14 protein-coding genes are annotated in these 15542 nt (G+C 47.1%); 8 read left to right on the forward strand and 6 right to left on the reverse strand.

The window, feature by feature from the left end; translation table 11 throughout:
- Complete coding sequence (tdh, locus tag JT31_RS11860) at positions 1-1026, reverse strand: L-threonine 3-dehydrogenase (RefSeq protein ID WP_038477125.1); 1026 nt, start codon at positions 1024-1026, stop codon at positions 1-3.
- A 10-nt stretch (positions 1027-1036) separates the two neighbouring features.
- Positions 1037-2233 carry a glycine C-acetyltransferase gene (kbl, locus tag JT31_RS11865; RefSeq protein ID WP_038477128.1) on the reverse strand — a complete coding sequence of 399 codons (1197 nt, stop codon included), beginning with the start codon at positions 2231-2233 and terminating at the stop codon, positions 1037-1039.
- Positions 2234-2448: 215 nt separating this feature from the next.
- On the opposite strand from kbl, the gene rfaD reads away from it, so the two are divergent.
- Genes rfaD through JT31_RS11900 form a run of 7 tightly spaced genes read left to right on the forward strand, consistent with a single transcriptional unit; the run spans position 2449 to position 9729 of the window.
- A complete protein-coding gene (gene rfaD / locus JT31_RS11870) occupies positions 2449-3381 on the forward strand; it encodes an ADP-glyceromanno-heptose 6-epimerase (RefSeq protein WP_038477130.1) in 933 nt (310 codons plus the stop codon).
- 16 nt (positions 3382-3397) lie between these two features.
- The gene (gene rfaF / locus JT31_RS11875; RefSeq protein WP_038477133.1) at positions 3398-4447 is read left to right on the forward strand and encodes an ADP-heptose--LPS heptosyltransferase RfaF; all 1050 of its coding nucleotides are present in this window, start codon (positions 3398-3400) and stop codon (positions 4445-4447) included.
- On the forward strand, positions 4447-5415 hold the full coding sequence (gene rfaC / locus JT31_RS11880; protein WP_038477136.1) for a lipopolysaccharide heptosyltransferase RfaC: 969 nt from the start codon (positions 4447-4449) through the stop codon (positions 5413-5415). The genes rfaF and rfaC overlap by 1 nt, the downstream gene beginning before the upstream one ends.
- 19 nt (positions 5416-5434) lie before the next feature.
- On the forward strand, positions 5435-6727 hold the full coding sequence (locus JT31_RS11885) for an O-antigen ligase family protein (RefSeq protein WP_235212872.1): 1293 nt from the start codon (positions 5435-5437) through the stop codon (positions 6725-6727).
- Positions 6720-7730, forward strand: coding sequence for a glycosyltransferase (locus JT31_RS11890; RefSeq protein ID WP_038477139.1), 1011 nt, complete (start codon positions 6720-6722; stop codon positions 7728-7730). Before JT31_RS11885 ends, JT31_RS11890 begins: the two co-directional genes overlap by 8 nt.
- Before the next feature lies 1 nt (position 7731).
- A complete protein-coding gene (gene rfaQ, locus JT31_RS11895) occupies positions 7732-8787 on the forward strand; it encodes a lipopolysaccharide core heptosyltransferase RfaQ (RefSeq protein ID WP_038477142.1) in 1056 nt (351 codons plus the stop codon).
- Positions 8788-9729, forward strand: a complete 942-nt coding sequence (locus JT31_RS11900; RefSeq protein WP_038477145.1) for a glycosyltransferase family 8 protein — start codon at positions 8788-8790, stop codon at positions 9727-9729.
- Positions 9730-9789: 60 nt separating this feature from the next.
- Here JT31_RS11900 and JT31_RS11905 read toward each other — a convergent pair whose 3' ends face one another.
- From JT31_RS11905 to JT31_RS11920, 4 genes are read right to left on the reverse strand one after another with little or no spacing between them, the layout of a single operon-like run.
- On the reverse strand, positions 9790-10803 hold the full coding sequence (locus JT31_RS11905) for a glycosyltransferase family 8 protein (RefSeq protein WP_038477148.1): 1014 nt from the start codon (positions 10801-10803) through the stop codon (positions 9790-9792).
- Positions 10804-10855: 52 nt separating this feature from the next.
- The gene (locus JT31_RS11910; RefSeq protein ID WP_038477151.1) at positions 10856-11872 is read right to left on the reverse strand and encodes a glycosyltransferase family 8 protein; all 1017 of its coding nucleotides are present in this window, start codon (positions 11870-11872) and stop codon (positions 10856-10858) included.
- A 43-nt stretch (positions 11873-11915) separates the two neighbouring features.
- Entirely contained in the window at positions 11916-12713 is a 798-nt protein-coding gene (rfaP, locus tag JT31_RS11915; protein WP_038477153.1) for a lipopolysaccharide core heptose(I) kinase RfaP, read from the reverse strand.
- On the reverse strand, positions 12706-13830 hold the full coding sequence (locus JT31_RS11920) for a glycosyltransferase family 4 protein (RefSeq protein ID WP_038477157.1): 1125 nt from the start codon (positions 13828-13830) through the stop codon (positions 12706-12708). The genes rfaP and JT31_RS11920 overlap by 8 nt, the downstream gene beginning before the upstream one ends.
- A 434-nt stretch (positions 13831-14264) precedes the next feature.
- Here JT31_RS11920 and waaA point away from each other — a divergent pair, with 434 nt between their 5' ends.
- On the forward strand, positions 14265-15542 hold the full coding sequence (gene waaA, locus JT31_RS11925) for a lipid IV(A) 3-deoxy-D-manno-octulosonic acid transferase (RefSeq protein WP_038477160.1): 1278 nt from the start codon (positions 14265-14267) through the stop codon (positions 15540-15542).

Consider the following 15542-nt stretch of genomic DNA (forward strand, 5'->3'; position numbering starts at 1 on the left):
TTAATCCCAGCTCAGGATAACTTTACCGGACTGCCCGGAGCGCATCGCGTCAAAGCCTTTCTGGAACTCATCGATAGAGAAACGATGGGTGATGATAGGAGACAGATCCAGGCCAGACTGGATCAGCGCGGCCATCTTGTACCAGGTCTCAAACATCTCTCGCCCATAGATACCTTTAATAAACAGGCCTTTAAAGATAACCTTGGTCCAGTCGATAGACATATCAGACGGCGGGATCCCCAGCATGGCAATACGGCCGCCATGGTTCATGGTATCCAGCATGGTGCGAAACGCCGGAGGTGCGCCGGACATCTCCAGGCCAACGTCAAACCCTTCGGTCATCCCCAGCTCGCCCATCACGTCCTGCAGGCTTTCTTTGCTGACGTTAACCGCGCGAGTAATACCCATTTCACGCGCCAGTTCCAGGCGGTATTCGTTCACGTCGGTAATCACCACGTTACGAGCACCAACGTGCTTCGCTACCGCAGCGGCCATGATCCCGATAGGACCCGCGCCGGACACCAGCACATCTTCGCCCACCAGATCGAACGAAAGCGCGGTATGCACTGCGTTGCCGAATGGATCGAAGATAGAAGCCAGATCGTCAGAGATATTGTCCGGAATTTTGAACGCATTAAAGGCCGGGATAACCAAATACTCAGCAAAACAGCCAGGGCGGTTGACGCCAACGCCGGTGGTGTTGCGGCACAGGTGGGTACGACCGCCGCGGCAGTTACGGCAGTGACCACAGGTGATGTGCCCTTCGCCGGAAACGCGGTCACCAATCTTGAAGCCTTTCACTTCCTGGCCTATGCCAACCACTTCCCCTACGTATTCGTGACCCACAACCATAGGGACAGGGATGGTTTTTTGCGACCATTCGTCCCAGTTGTAGATATGCACGTCGGTACCGCAAATCGCCGTTTTACGAATTTTAATCAGCAGATCGTTATGACCCATTTCCGGCTTGGGTGCATCCGTCATCCAGATGCCTTCTTCCGCCTTCAGTTTTGCTAATGCTTTCATGGCCGCTCCCTTAAGCGATAACGCCTAATTGCTTACCGATACGCGTAAACGCATCAACCGCACGTTCAATTTGCTCAGGGGTATGCGCCGCCGACATTTGGGTACGAATACGCGCCTGACCTTTTGGCACCACCGGGTAGAAGAAACCGGTGACGTAAATACCTTCTTTTTGCAGCTCACGCGCAAAGTTCTGCGCCACAACCGCTTCGCCCAACATCACCGGAATGATCGCGTGATCGGCACCGGCAAGCGTAAAACCGGCTGCGCTCATTTTTTCGCGGAACAGGCGGGCATTCGACCACAGGCGCTCACGCAGCTCTTCGCCTGACGCCAGCATCTCCAGAACCTTAATAGAGGCGGAAACAATGGCCGGAGCGAGCGAGTTAGAGAACAGATAAGGGCGTGAACGCTGGCGAAGCCATTCAATAACTTCTTTGCGTCCTGCGGTGTAGCCACCGGAAGCACCGCCCAGCGCTTTGCCCAGCGTACCGGTGATGATGTCAACGCGGTCCATGACATCGCAATATTCGTGCGTACCACGCCCGTTGGCACCGACGAAACCCACGGCGTGAGAATCATCCACCATCACCAGCGCATTATATTCGTCAGCCAGGTCACATACGCCCTGCAGGTTGGCAATCACGCCGTCCATTGAGAACACGCCGTCGGTGGCGATCATCACGTGACGAGCCCCGGCAGCACGCGCCTCTTTCAGGCGAGTTTCCAGTTCCTGCATGTCATTATTGGCATAACGGTAGCGCTGGGCTTTACACAGGCGAACGCCGTCGATAATCGAGGCATGGTTCAGCGCATCGGAAATGATGGCGTCTTCCGGGCCAAGCAGGGTTTCAAACAAGCCGCCGTTGGCGTCGAAGCAGGAGGAGTAAAGAATCGCATCGTCCGTACCGAGGAATTCCGCCAGCTTGCCTTCCAGCTCTTTGTGACTGTCCTGAGTACCGCAGATAAAGCGCACCGAAGCCATACCAAAGCCGTGCTTATCCATCCCCTGTTTAGCCGCTTCAATCAGCTGCGGATGGTTAGCAAGACCCAAATAGTTGTTGGCGCAGAAGTTGATAACGTGGCTGCCATCGGCAACGGTGATATCCGCATTCTGGGCGGAGGTGATAATACGCTCTTCTTTAAATAACCCTTCCGCACGAGCCGTCTCGAGCTGGGAGGTCAACTGCTTGTAAAAATCTTCGCGCATCGCGATTCTCCAGGCATGGCAAATTTCGGCACATATTACCCAAACCTATACCAGGAGACGAGATTACGCTTCAGGGAATCTGATTTTTGCAGGATAAATCACGAGGGTGAAAAACTTCCGCTCATTAGGCGGGTCTTTAATTGTAATGGTATGATAAGAGCCATTAGCGCATCAGGCACAAGGCCTGAAAGCCCCACTTTTTAAAGGTTAAGCTTATGATTATCGTTACTGGCGGCGCCGGCATGATCGGCAGCAATATTATTAAATCCCTGAATGAGCAAGGCTACCGGGACATCCTGGTGGTGGATAACCTGAAGGACGGCACTAAGTTTGCTAACCTGGTTGATCTTGATATCGCTGACTACATGGATAAAGAAGACTTCCTTATCCAGATTATGGCCGGGGAAGAGTTTGGCGATATCGACGCTATCTTCCATGAAGGCGCCTGCTCGTCCACCACAGAGTGGGACGGCAAGTACATGATGGACAACAACTATCAGTATTCTAAAGAAGTCCTGCACTACTGCCTCGAGCATGAAATTCCGTTCCTGTATGCTTCTTCCGCTGCCACTTACGGCGGTCGCAATAAAGACTTTATCGAATCCCGCGAATATGAGCAGCCGCTGAACGTTTACGGCTACTCCAAGTTCCTGTTCGACGAGTATGTCCGCCAGATCCTGCCTGAGGCTAACTCTCAGGTGACCGGGTTCCGCTACTTCAACGTCTACGGACCACGTGAAGGCCACAAAGGCAGCATGGCGAGCGTGGCATTCCACCTCAACACTCAGTTAAACAACGGTGAAAATCCTAAGCTGTTTGAAGGCAGCGACGGCTTCAAGCGCGATTTCATCTACGTGGGTGATGTTGCCGCCGTTAACCTGTGGTTCTGGCAAAACGGTGTTTCCGGTATTTTCAACTGCGGTACCGGCCGGGCGGAATCCTTCCAGGCCGTGGCAGATGCCGCGCTGGCGTTCCACAGCAAAGGCAGCATCGAATACATTCCTTTCCCGGACAAGCTGAAGGGGCGCTACCAGGCTTATACCGAAGCAGACTTAACCAATCTGCGTGCTGCAGGCTATGACAAGCCGTTCAAAACCGTCGCCGAAGGGGTGGCGGAATACATGAAATGGTTAAACCGCGACGCATAAGCAGCACAGGGAACGCATGAAAATTCTGGTGATTGGCCCGTCATGGGTGGGCGACATGATGATGTCGCAAAGTCTCTATCGCACGCTCAAGGCGCGTTATCCCCAGGCGATAATCGATGTGATGGCACCCGCGTGGTGCCGTCCGCTGTTATCCCGCATGCCGGAAGTGAACGAAGCTATCGCCATGCCGCTTGGTCACGGCGCACTGGCAATAGGCGAACGCCGTCGTCTTGGCCACAGCCTGCGTGATAAGCGCTACGATCGCGCTTACGTCCTGCCAAACTCGTTCAAATCCGCACTGGTTCCCTTTTTTGCCAACATCCCCCACCGCACCGGCTGGCTGGGCGAGATGCGCTATGGCCTGCTGAACGACAGCCGCAAGCTGGACAAACAGGCCTGGCCATTGATGGTCGAGCGCTACGTCGCATTGGGCTACGACAAAGGCGTAATGCAGTCGGCCAAAGATCTGCCGCAGCCACTGCTGTGGCCTAAATTACAGGTTAATGAGGGTGAAAAAGCCCAGGCCTGCGCCGCTTTTAACCTTGAGCAGCAGCGCCCGATGATCGGTTTCTGCCCGGGAGCCGAATTCGGCCCGGCAAAGCGCTGGCCGCATTATCACTACGCCGCGCTCGCAGCGAAGCTCATTGATTCTGGCTATCAGGTTATTCTTTTCGGCTCGGCCAAAGATAAGGAAGCGGGTAAAGAGATTCTGGCGGCCCTGTCCACCGAGCAACAGGCGTGGTGCCGTAACCTTGCGGGTGATACCCAGCTTGAACAGGCCGTTATCCTGCTCTCAGCATGCCAGGGCGTGGTCACTAATGACTCTGGCCTGATGCATGTTGCCGCCGCACTCGACCGTCCTCTGGTGGCACTTTATGGCCCAAGCAGCCCTGATTTCACGCCGCCGCTCTCTCATAAAGCGAAGGTCATTCGCCTGATCAGCGGCTACCATAAAGTACGTAAGGGCGATGCAGCCGAAGGGTATCACCAGAGCCTGATCGATATTACTCCCGATAGCGTGCTGATTACGTTAACCGAACTGCTCACCAGTAGTAAGGAAGACTGATGCGTGTACTTCTGGTTAAAACGTCCTCGATGGGCGATGTACTGCATTCCCTTCCTGCGCTGACGGACGCGATGCAGGCGATTCCGGGTATCAAATTCGACTGGGTTGTTGAAGAAGGCTTTGCCCAGATCCCGGGCTGGCATCCCGCCGTGGATAAGGTGTTTCCGGTTGCTATCCGCCGCTGGCGTAAAAGCTGGTTTGCCTCCAAAACACGTACCGAACGCAACGCATTCTATCAGGCACTGAAAACCAGAGAATATGACTGCATCATCGACGCTCAGGGGCTGGTAAAGAGCGCAGCGCTGGTCACACGTAAGGCGCATGGCATAAAGCACGGCATGGACTGGAACAGCGCGCGTGAGCCACTGGCCAGCCTGTTCTACAACGTAAAACACAGCGTGGCTAAACAGCAGCACGCCGTTGAGCGTATCCGTGAGCTTTTTGCCAGGAGTTTGGGTTATGCCAAACCCAATCGGCAGGGCGATTATGCAATTTCAGGGCATTTTCTTACTAATCTTAAAGGTAGTGAGGAAAAGTATGCTGTATTTTTACATGCAACAACCCGGGATGATAAACACTGGCCCGAAGCAAACTGGCGAGAACTGATTAAGCTCATGGCGGCGACCGGCCTGCGGATAAAGCTGCCATGGGGTGCTCCACACGAAGAAGAAAGAGCAAAGCGCCTGGCCGAAGGGTTTAGCTTTGTTGAGGTGCTGCCCAGGATGACGCTTGAAAGCGTAGCCAGGATATTGGCTAATGCGGAATTTGTGATTTCTGTTGATACAGGATTAAGCCATCTTACCGCAGCATTAGACCGACCAAATCTGACGCTTTATGGGCCGACGGATCCGGGATTGATTGGAGGGTATGGGTTACACCAGCAAGCCCTAAAGAGTGAGGATCACACAATGACTTCAATATCAGCAGGCGACGTGCGAAAATCGCTACAACAATTAAATATATTATAAATATTTCAAGAGTATACTCATGCTTGATAGCTCAATTCTTTCTCAACATTGCAGCAAGAGAAAAGATGTCTTCTTCCGCGTAGTAGACGGCCTGTTTTTTGCGGGATGTCTGCTATCATTAGTGATGGCGCTAATCAATCCGGATCAGGCAATTAAGGTCTTCATTTTCAGTGCCGTACTTTCACTGCCTCTGATTTTCAATAATTATAATAACCTATTAAAAAATAAAAGCTTATGGCTTTTACCTCTTGCGCTTATTGCATTTGGGCTGATGCAAGTCATTTGGGTTGCGATCTTTAAACAACATAATTCTCCCTTCACTGCAGCCTATCGCTCTTACCAAAATGGCGGTAAAAATTTAATTTTTGCCGCCTTGATGATTACAGCAATTTGCTCGCAACAGACAATCTCCTCAGGCAAAAGCCGGATTGCACGATACGTAACCATCGCAACGGGGTTAGGACTCTATTGCTGGGCAGGGTATCAGCTTTATGCAACAAGCGGTGCTAACCCTCTCGCCTATAGAGTAACTCTAGGCCTGGAGTTCGCAACAGGCACGGCGTATGCCCTGACTTTTATTGCGCTTCTGGCCTCTCAGGCAATTCTTAACCTGCGTGGTATTTGGGTTATTCCTTTTTATTTCATACATTTTGCATTATCCACTTTGGCCATTGTTTCAACACAAACAAGAGCGGCCATTTTGGTCTATCCGGTGCTGTGCATTGTCTTGTTGCTGCTGAATTACCGCCACAACCGCAAAGTATTATTTGGGTCTTTAGCAGGCTTTATTATCCTGAGTCTGGCAGCGCTAATTCCACTGAAACCAGTCCTGGAACAACGCTATATTGAATTTAAAAGTGATATTACTGCTTATCAGAGCGATAACAGTAACTCGTCTATTGGAGCAAGATTCGCGATGCAAAAAGCGGGTCTGGAAACAGGAAAGCTCAAGCTATGGGGTGAATCACTTGAACAACGAAGTGCGGTCTTAACCGAGTTGGAAAAAAGCGATCCCTCATTAAGCGGTGCGTTGTTTTTTTCCAACATTCATCTCCATAACGAAGTGATGGATACCTTTTCGTTGAAAGGCGTTACAGGAGTGATATTGCTGCTCATTTTATATACATCAGCTGTCTATATCTCTCTTAAACAGAAAAATATACTGATGCTAGTCGTAGCTGGTGCAATCATTGCTTATGGTTTAAGCGATATGGTGCTGTACTCGAAAGCGGAATCATTAATCAGTATGTTGGCCCTTTGCTTTGCCTTCATTTTGTTTCCTGGCACAATGAGAGAGCAGTCCCATGAATGATAGAAACGATTACCTTCTTAGCATTATTATCCCGACATACAATAATGCAGAATTTATCATCTCGACACTGTCATCACTGCAACAGGGGCTCACAGATGAAGTTGAAATTATCATTATCAATGACGGCTCAACCGACAACACTGATGAAAAAATAGCCAACTTTTATCAATTAAGACCCTGCAATAACGTAAAAATTATCCATCAGGCTAATCAGGGAGTTGCCATTGCCAGGAACCGTGGGCTAGACATTGCCACAGGTATTCACATCGCATTTGTTGATAGTGACGATATTATCAGCCCCGACTACTTCACTCTTTTGCTACCGATCCTGCGTGAACAACGTTATGACATCGTAGAATTTAGTTTAACTCGTGACGAAGAAAAACTGCATACTGCACAACATAGCAGCAACGAGAAAATTGCACGAAGTGAACTCATTTTGCAGGATGCCCGGTATTTACCGTTGATACCGACGTTCAGCGCTGCACAATGGCATCTGGTCACCAAAATATTTCATCGGGATCTTCTTGGCAGCGACCGATTTGAAGCAAATCGCCGCTATGAAGACATTATCTTTAGCCCATTTCAGTACTTTAAATGCCGTCGAATTTTAAAGCTTGACGCCAACCTCTATTATTATCGGATAAACAGCCAAAGCATCACTGAAAATCTACGAGAGAGTGACGCTCAGCACATATTTTTTGCCATGAGAAAAATGTGTGACTATATAAAAGGCAATCCAGAAAAACGCTCGGTAGCAACACTAATGATTGTTAACTGTTTCCTTGAAGGGCGCAAAATTGTACGCAAAAAGAAAGGCTACTATGCCTATGATGAGCAAATGTTAAGCGATATAAAAACAGCACTACAGTATTGCGACGAAAGCGTTATGAACAAAAAAATCATCTATAAAATGCGACATCCTTGGGTAGATACATTTATCTCTTCTACTCGTAACCAGGTATTGAAGCTTTGCAAGAAAAAGATCAACAAGGAACGTTAAGATGGCTCAACAACATATAGATCGCATCTTAATTTGTAAGCTTAAATTCTATGGTGATGTATTACTCATTACTCCAATCATAGCAAGTCTACAGGCTCGCTATCCTCAGGCTAAAATTGACGTATTGCTGTATAAAGATACAAAAGCAATTCTCGCGGCAGATGACCGAATTAATCAATTTTATCTGGTCGAAAAGAAGCTCGGACTGCTCGACACAATTAAAAACTATCTCACCCTACGACGTGAGCTGAAAAAAAATCGCTATGATCTGATTGTGAACCTGACCGAACAGTGGCCCATTGGCGTGCTAGTGGCATCATTAGGGCGGCCTTCTATTGCATTTCAACGTGAGAAACAGCTGTGGAATAAGCTCTTTAGCCGGGTAGTCCCTATGACAGGAACTCACATCGTTGAGCAAAACCTGTCTCTGCTGAAGGGTATCGACTTTAACGATACTGACCTTACGCCACGGATGCAGCTAAATTATCGGCAAAGTGACTTTCAGGCGTTATGTTCCCGGGATCCAGAGCTCACCTTACAACCTTATGTGGTTATTCAGCCCACAGCACGGCAGTCGTTTAAGTGCTGGGATGAGGATAAGTTCGCTGAGGTTATTAATCACCTGCATAGTCAGGGATTGAAGGTCTATTTAACCTGCGGGCCAGCAGCCAGTGAACAGGAAGAGGTAAAGCGTATTGCCAGCCTGTGCGATATTTCTCCAGACATCCGTTTTGCAGGGAAAACATCATTCCTGCAGCTTGCCGCGCTACTCGACCACGCAATCCTATATATCGGCGTTGATTCCGCCCCAATGCACATGGCTGCTGCATTAAATAAACCTCAAGTATGCCTGTTTGGTGCAACTAACTATCAGCAATGGCGACCATGGTCAGATAAAGCGACGCTGATTTGGGCGGGAAATTATCACCCTATGCCCGAAAGAAAAGATTTGGATCGTTCGCAGAAGTATCTTTCCTGGATCCCAGCTCAGGCCGTCATTGACGCTATCGATACCACGTTGAAAAATACGGTAACACAAGACAATGAGAAAAAATAAATGGCTAATAACTCAGTAATCAATGTCGCCTGGTGCACGGATGCCAATTATCTGGAGTATGTAGCCACCTCGATGATATCCGTTTTGATGAATAACACTCATCAATCACTGGCCTTTTATGTTTTTGTTTATGATGTCAGCGATGATGAAATCGAAAAGCTAAAATCGATTAATACATGTATTCATGTGCAAAAAATTGAAAAATCAGATATAGAAAAATACAGTGATAATCTAAAAATAAAACACCTGAATCGCTCTATTTATATGCGACTTGCAGTTCCGCGTCTTTTACGTGATAACGTTGAAAACTTGATTTATCTTGATGCCGATACGCTTTGTTTTGATAGTATAAGTTCAATAAGTGAAGTTAATATTAGTGACGTTATCTGCGCGGTAAGTCATGACGCTTTAACTATTGATGAAAACAAAAATGCACAACGCCTGGGCTTAAAAAACACACATTACTTCAACTCAGGATTCCTTTATATCAATGTGAAAAACTGGATCCAGCATGATATAGAAAACAAGGCAAATACATTGCTGCAGGAAAAGGGAAACAGCCTACCTTATCCTGATCAGGATGCCTTAAATATTGTCATTGATGGCAACGTGAGATTCATAGATAATAAATGGAATTTTTTATTTAACTGGTTTACCGACGAGCAAAAAGAAACGTTTTTCTATCATAAAAACCTGACACCTAAAATCATGCATTTCACTGGGGGCAGGAAACCATGGTATAAAGAGCACGCTGGGCTAGCACAACAGCTTTATGTTTTTTACCATCATTTCACCCCATGGCGTGATTCTCCTTTGCGCTCCTACAAGCCTCGTATGCGGCCAACAGATTATAGAGTCTATGCGCGACAAAATGCCAAAAAGGGTCATTACTTTATTGCCATTGGTTGGTATTTGAAATACATCAAAAGCAAATTCCATTAAAAAAGCTCCCTCTGGGAGCTTTTTTATCATTACGGTAAAACAATCTATTATAACAGGGCATTACTTACTTTTAAGCTTCGCTATTAGATAACCAACATAACTAACAATAGACTTCAGGGTTTTTCCTTGAAGTCTTTCATGCCGTGATTTCTTCTTGAATTGCTTAGGTGTTATTGCCCCAAGTAACGGCACATCTGACCACGGAGAAGCTTTATAAGCGACGCCAAAATATTGTGCTGATGGATAAACTGCCCAGGAGTGCCATGGTTTTGTCACGCCGATATAATGAATAAGGATAGTCTCATCAGTAATGAACTCTTTATATTTCTCCAGGTCCTTACTTTTTAACTCTTGCTTCATACCATAAATAGCATCATAAATACGTGGTAAGAACATTACCTTATTCAGGAACATAATATTTAATACATCCTGATCGAAGAAAGCAAAACTTTTATTTTTATCCATTAACATATTGAAAGCAGTACTTAAGAAACTCTGTGCTTTCCATGCTTTTAGGTTGGCATAAATTACGCCGGCATTGAAGTAATCACTTTCAAACTGTGGCGTATTCAATCTCTGAGCGGCATATTCACGACTAGAATCAATATCAAGGATTACCGCAGCAACACGATCTCCAAAATCAATATCACACAACTTATGCAACGACCCTTTGCATATCACATCAGCATCAATATAAAGAAGTGAGTCAATTTCATCACTTAAATATTCAAATGCTATGAAACGAAAATAGGTTGCATGCGACCAGGCGTTGCCACAAGGTAAGACCTTTAGCCCTTCGGAATCCATAACATATACAGTAATTATGGTATGATATTGCTGAACAAGGCGCTGTAAACGCACTTTATAATCTTCATCAATAGAATCAGTAAAAAGATGAAAATGAATGGGGGTGTCACGATTGTTCATCAGCACAGATGTTAATGAAATAGCGGCACCGAACATAAAGTTTTTATCAACACCCCAGGCAATATTCAGGGCCGGACCCTGATAAGATTCCGGGGTTGAGGAATAAACCAATTTTTCCTTAATTGCCTGGCGACAGTCGAAATTCATTATTTTCACCTTATTTATATCAATACCAGTCAAAAATTTTCATTTGCAGTGTTTAATCCTGCGAATTACACAGCTTATATTTTATATACATAATATGACTCAGAACAGAGCTAATATGCTTTCCCTGAACCTTTTCATGGCGCGACTTTCTTTTGTACAACTTTGCCGCATTCGCATTTAACAACGGTTTTTCGTTCCAGGGAGATTTTTTATATGCATGCATAAAGAAATCTGCCGCCGGGTAGTTAGCCCAACAATGCCATGGCTTAGTCACACCAACATAGTGAATAAGTATTGTCTGTTTAGAAATATAATGCTTATATTCATCAATGCTTTTGTTAACTAATTCCTGATCCACCCCATAAATGCAATTAAAATCTCGACGTAATGAGATGACATTACCTACAAATAGAATATTAAGAACATCCTGGTCAAAATAAAGCAAACCCGCTTGTCTCTCAAATAAAATGGCAAAGGCTTTAGACAACAGCCCCTGCTCGCGCCAGACAATCAGGTTGGCAAACACAACGCCGGAATTAAAGTAACCATCTGACAGGGCCGGTATTCCTAAGCGTTCACCCGACTTAAGGCGAACTTCATCAATATCATGGATAACCGCTGCATATTCGCCGTTAAACTTAATCTCAGATAGCTCAAGAAGAGAACCTTTACAAACAACGTCCGCATCAAGATAGAGCACCGAATCCAACTCGGCACTCAAGTATTCGAAGGCAAAATAGCGATAGTACATGGCATAAGTCCATGCCTTGGTACTTGGGAGCTTACGAAACTCCTGGTTATTAAATAAAAATACAGTAACCGAAGTGCCGTATGTTTTAGCAAGAGACTCTATGTGCGAAAGATACTCATCATCAACATAATCAGTAACAATGTAGAAACTGATATCGATATCCGGATTATTGATCAATACGGATGTCATTGAGATGCCTGAACCAAACAAAAAATTACGATCAACACCGTATGCAATATTTAACTTATTGTCTTTTGCATGCTCAGAGTGATCGAATGTTATCTTCTTAAGCACCACTTTATCGAAATCAAGTTCCATTCTTTCTTGCCTCATACCTTACAGGGCTTTTACTTTTAATTAATTATAATGACTTTCTTACCGTTCTTTTCTGTATCTTTTGTGCTTTAACGCCTGCAGTGGCAAACAAAGCTGACTCATTCTTGATGATGTCGCGTAATGGCACAGAAAAATAAATGCTCAGAAATCGGTAAATGTCGCGAGAAGTTAACCCAATGTGCAAAGATGAAAAATAAAGGCCGATGAGGTCTTTGTCTCGCCAACGTCGAGGTACGGCGGGACGAATTTGAGCCCGGTGTAAATCAATCACCGATATCTTGAATGGTTTTTTTGGGGACTCAAACGGTAAATGCAAAAGGAAGTGGCATATGTAGCAATCCCGATGATTTACGCCGCCACGGTGCATATCTCTAACCATCCCGGCCACGCGTTGGATAATTGCGCGTTTCACGCTAACTTCGGGTGGCCTGGCGGCCCAATCTGCACAATAGTCTTCAAGACTCACGGTTGGGGACAGGTCTTCGGTAATAATAAAAGAGGTTCGTTCTAAAGGATTCAGCCCCTTTTGTCCAAACGCAACGCCCTTCATCGTGTCGACGCCAAGCGCCTTGAGCCGATGAATAGCAAACCATTCTCTGTCTGCACCCAGCACCGGCATACGTAATGAAGCCAGGTTTTTTACTACTTCTTTTAACGTTGTGCCACGATGATACTTCAGAAAATAGCCTTTACCCTCCATCTCGAAACGGATAGTCCGACGAGATTCCAGGGCACGGAAGACCTCTCCCTCAAGCTTTATAACCTCAGCAAAAGGGTCTTTTCCGCGCCATTGCGTAGCAAACGGCTCTTTAAGCTCAATCATGTTCACAACCTAAAATAATATCGGCCACTTTCTCAGGCAAACTGTACAGATCCTCACTGTCGGCATAATGCCGCGCATGCTCGGCCCATTGATTACGCAACGCATCATTCTCTAATGCATTGAAAAGTGAGCGGTTCAACGTCGACTGGTTAAACGGCTCAGGAATCACCTCACCACAGCGAGCAGACTCAATATAGTGTGCATACCCGCACACTTCCGTCACCAGAACCGGTAATCCAGAAACGATAGCTTCCAGCAGAACAATCCCAGCCGCTTCCTGGACCGCAGGATGGATCAGTATATCGGCTGCAGCCATCAGCTCGGCAACGTCATCTCTGCCTGAAAAGAACTGCACGTTATCTGCAATTCCAAGCTGCCGCGCCCTGGCTTCGAAACGGCCGGGTTTATCCTGCCCTACGACCAGAAAACGCGTTCTTTTGCGCAAGGTTTCCGGCAACACGGCTATCGCCTCCAGCGAACGAAACACGCCTTTGCGCTTAAAATCCGAGCCCACTTGTAAAACCATTAACTGCTGCGGATCGATTCCGTTCTTCTGGCGGTAAACCTGCCGGCTGTCTGCAATCTGGTTGCTGTACTTTCTGTCGGGGTAAATTCCCGGTGGCATAATATGGAAGCGATCCGATTCCGTCTGATAGTGCTTTTTGAAATCAGCAATTTGCGTTGGCGTCAGCATCAGCAGTTGAGTTTTCTTTCCCTGCTGGAATGTCGCTTTCTCAAATTGCGCATAGTGCCGATAGCGAGCGGTCAATTTGTAGAAAAAGCCCTTTTCACGCTCAACCTTTTCGGCATAGCAGACGTCAGCTGCGTAATAAACATCGAGACCGGGCATTTTGTTGAATCCGACGACTCTATCGACCGGATGCACCTTCAGTTCATTCTCAACCCATTGATGATACTGCGCATTTTTGCCATGATTTGTACGAGCCGTCACCGGAACAAGAACGATTTCAAACTGCTCAGGATGCTCCCCTTGCCACTGTTGGGTAAACACTTTGACGTGATGCCCACGAGAAGCAACGGTTTGAGCTATACGCATAAAATCGCGCTGCAGGCCGCCGTAGGGAAAGTATTTGTATAAGCAAAAAGCAATGATCATGTACTCATATCCGTGAGGCCTAAACCGAAGTCAGACAAACCATAGGGAAAAATCGCTCTAACCAGGTCGATGATGTCGGAAATAAAATGCTCAATTTTCCAACATTGACGAGTCCCGAATGCCTTCCAAAACGTTGCATAGTGTAGCATTTATCAGGGGGCAATCCGATATGAATATCAATCGCACAAAGCAAAGCACAACCTATTATAAAATAAGAAAATTATCTCTATTATCTCTAGTCGTAATGCCTTACCAGCACGGTTTGCAAACCCAGAATTTACCCTCATCTATTCAATAGAAATTGAAAAAAACACCCAAGCGAATATCACCAGGAACAATCAGGGGTCATTTCAGGCAAATTCCGCAAAAGTAATGGCAAAGCTCAGGTTAAATACATAGAATCCCCAGCACATTCATAATGTCAGCCGTGTCCTATGCTCCAATTGCTTTACACCATACTGCTTTACCTCATACAGCCACTCATCTGGCTGCGATTGTGGGTGCGCGGTCGTAAAGCTCCGGCATACCGTAAACGCATTGGCGAGCGCTACGGCTTCTATAAAAAACCGCTCAAGCCCGGCGGCATTATGCTGCATTCTGTTTCCGTGGGTGAAACCCTGGCCGCCATTCCCCTGGTGCGAGCCCTGCGCCACCGCTATCCAGAGCTTCCGATTACCGTCACGACAATGACCCCAACGGGCTCTGAGAGGGTAATGTCCGCCTTCGGACAAGACGTCCAGCACGTCTACCTGCCTTATGATTTACCCTGCGCGCTTAACCGTTTCCTTGATAAAGTCGATCCGAAGCTGGTGCTTATCATGGAAACCGAGCTTTGGCCGAACCTGATAGCCGCCCTGCACAAGCGCTACATTCCGCTGGTCATTGCTAATGCCAGGCTTTCTGCACGCTCAGCTAAAGGCTATGCAAAACTCGGTGACTTTGTCCGTACGCTGCTACAGCGCATCACGCTCATCGCGGCTCAGAATGAAGAAGACGGCGAACGTTTTATTGCGTTGGGAGCAAAGCGAAGCCAGCTGACCGTAACCGGTAGCCTTAAATTTGATATCTCCGTAACGCCACAACTTGCAGCCCGGGCCGTCACGCTTCGTCGACAGTGGGCTCCGCACCGCCCTGTCTGGATAGCCACCAGTACGCATGAAGGCGAAGAAAGCATTGTCATTCAGGCTCATCAGTCGCTTTTAAAACAGTTTCCTAATCTGCTGCTGATTCTTGTCCCTCGCCACCCGGAACGCTTCCCGGATGCCATTAACCTGGTGCGAAATGCGGGGTTGAGCTATACCACCCGCTCTTCTGGAGAGGTTCCTTCTTCCAGTACGCAGGTCGTCATCGGCGATACCATGGGTGAGTTGATGCTGCTATACGGCATTGCCGATTTAGCCTTTGTTGGCGGCTCGTTAGTCGAACGTGGCGGCCATAACCCTCTTGAGCCAGCTGCGCACGCTATTCCGGTGTTAATGGGGCCGCATACCTTTAACTTCAAAGACATCTGCGCGCGCCTGTCGCAGGCTGATGGCCTCATCACCGTGGCCGATGAGCCGTCGTTAGTAAAAGAGATTGCGTCGTTGCTCACAGATGAGGATTATCGTAACTTCTACGGTCGCCATGCTGTGGAAGTGCTCTACCAGAATCAGGGCGCATTACAGCGCCTGTTGCAGCTGCTGGAACCTTATCTCCCCCCTAAAACACACTAA

It is taken from the genome of Cedecea neteri (genome assembly GCF_000757825.1).
Classification (GTDB): domain Bacteria; phylum Pseudomonadota; class Gammaproteobacteria; order Enterobacterales; family Enterobacteriaceae; genus Cedecea; species Cedecea selenatireducens.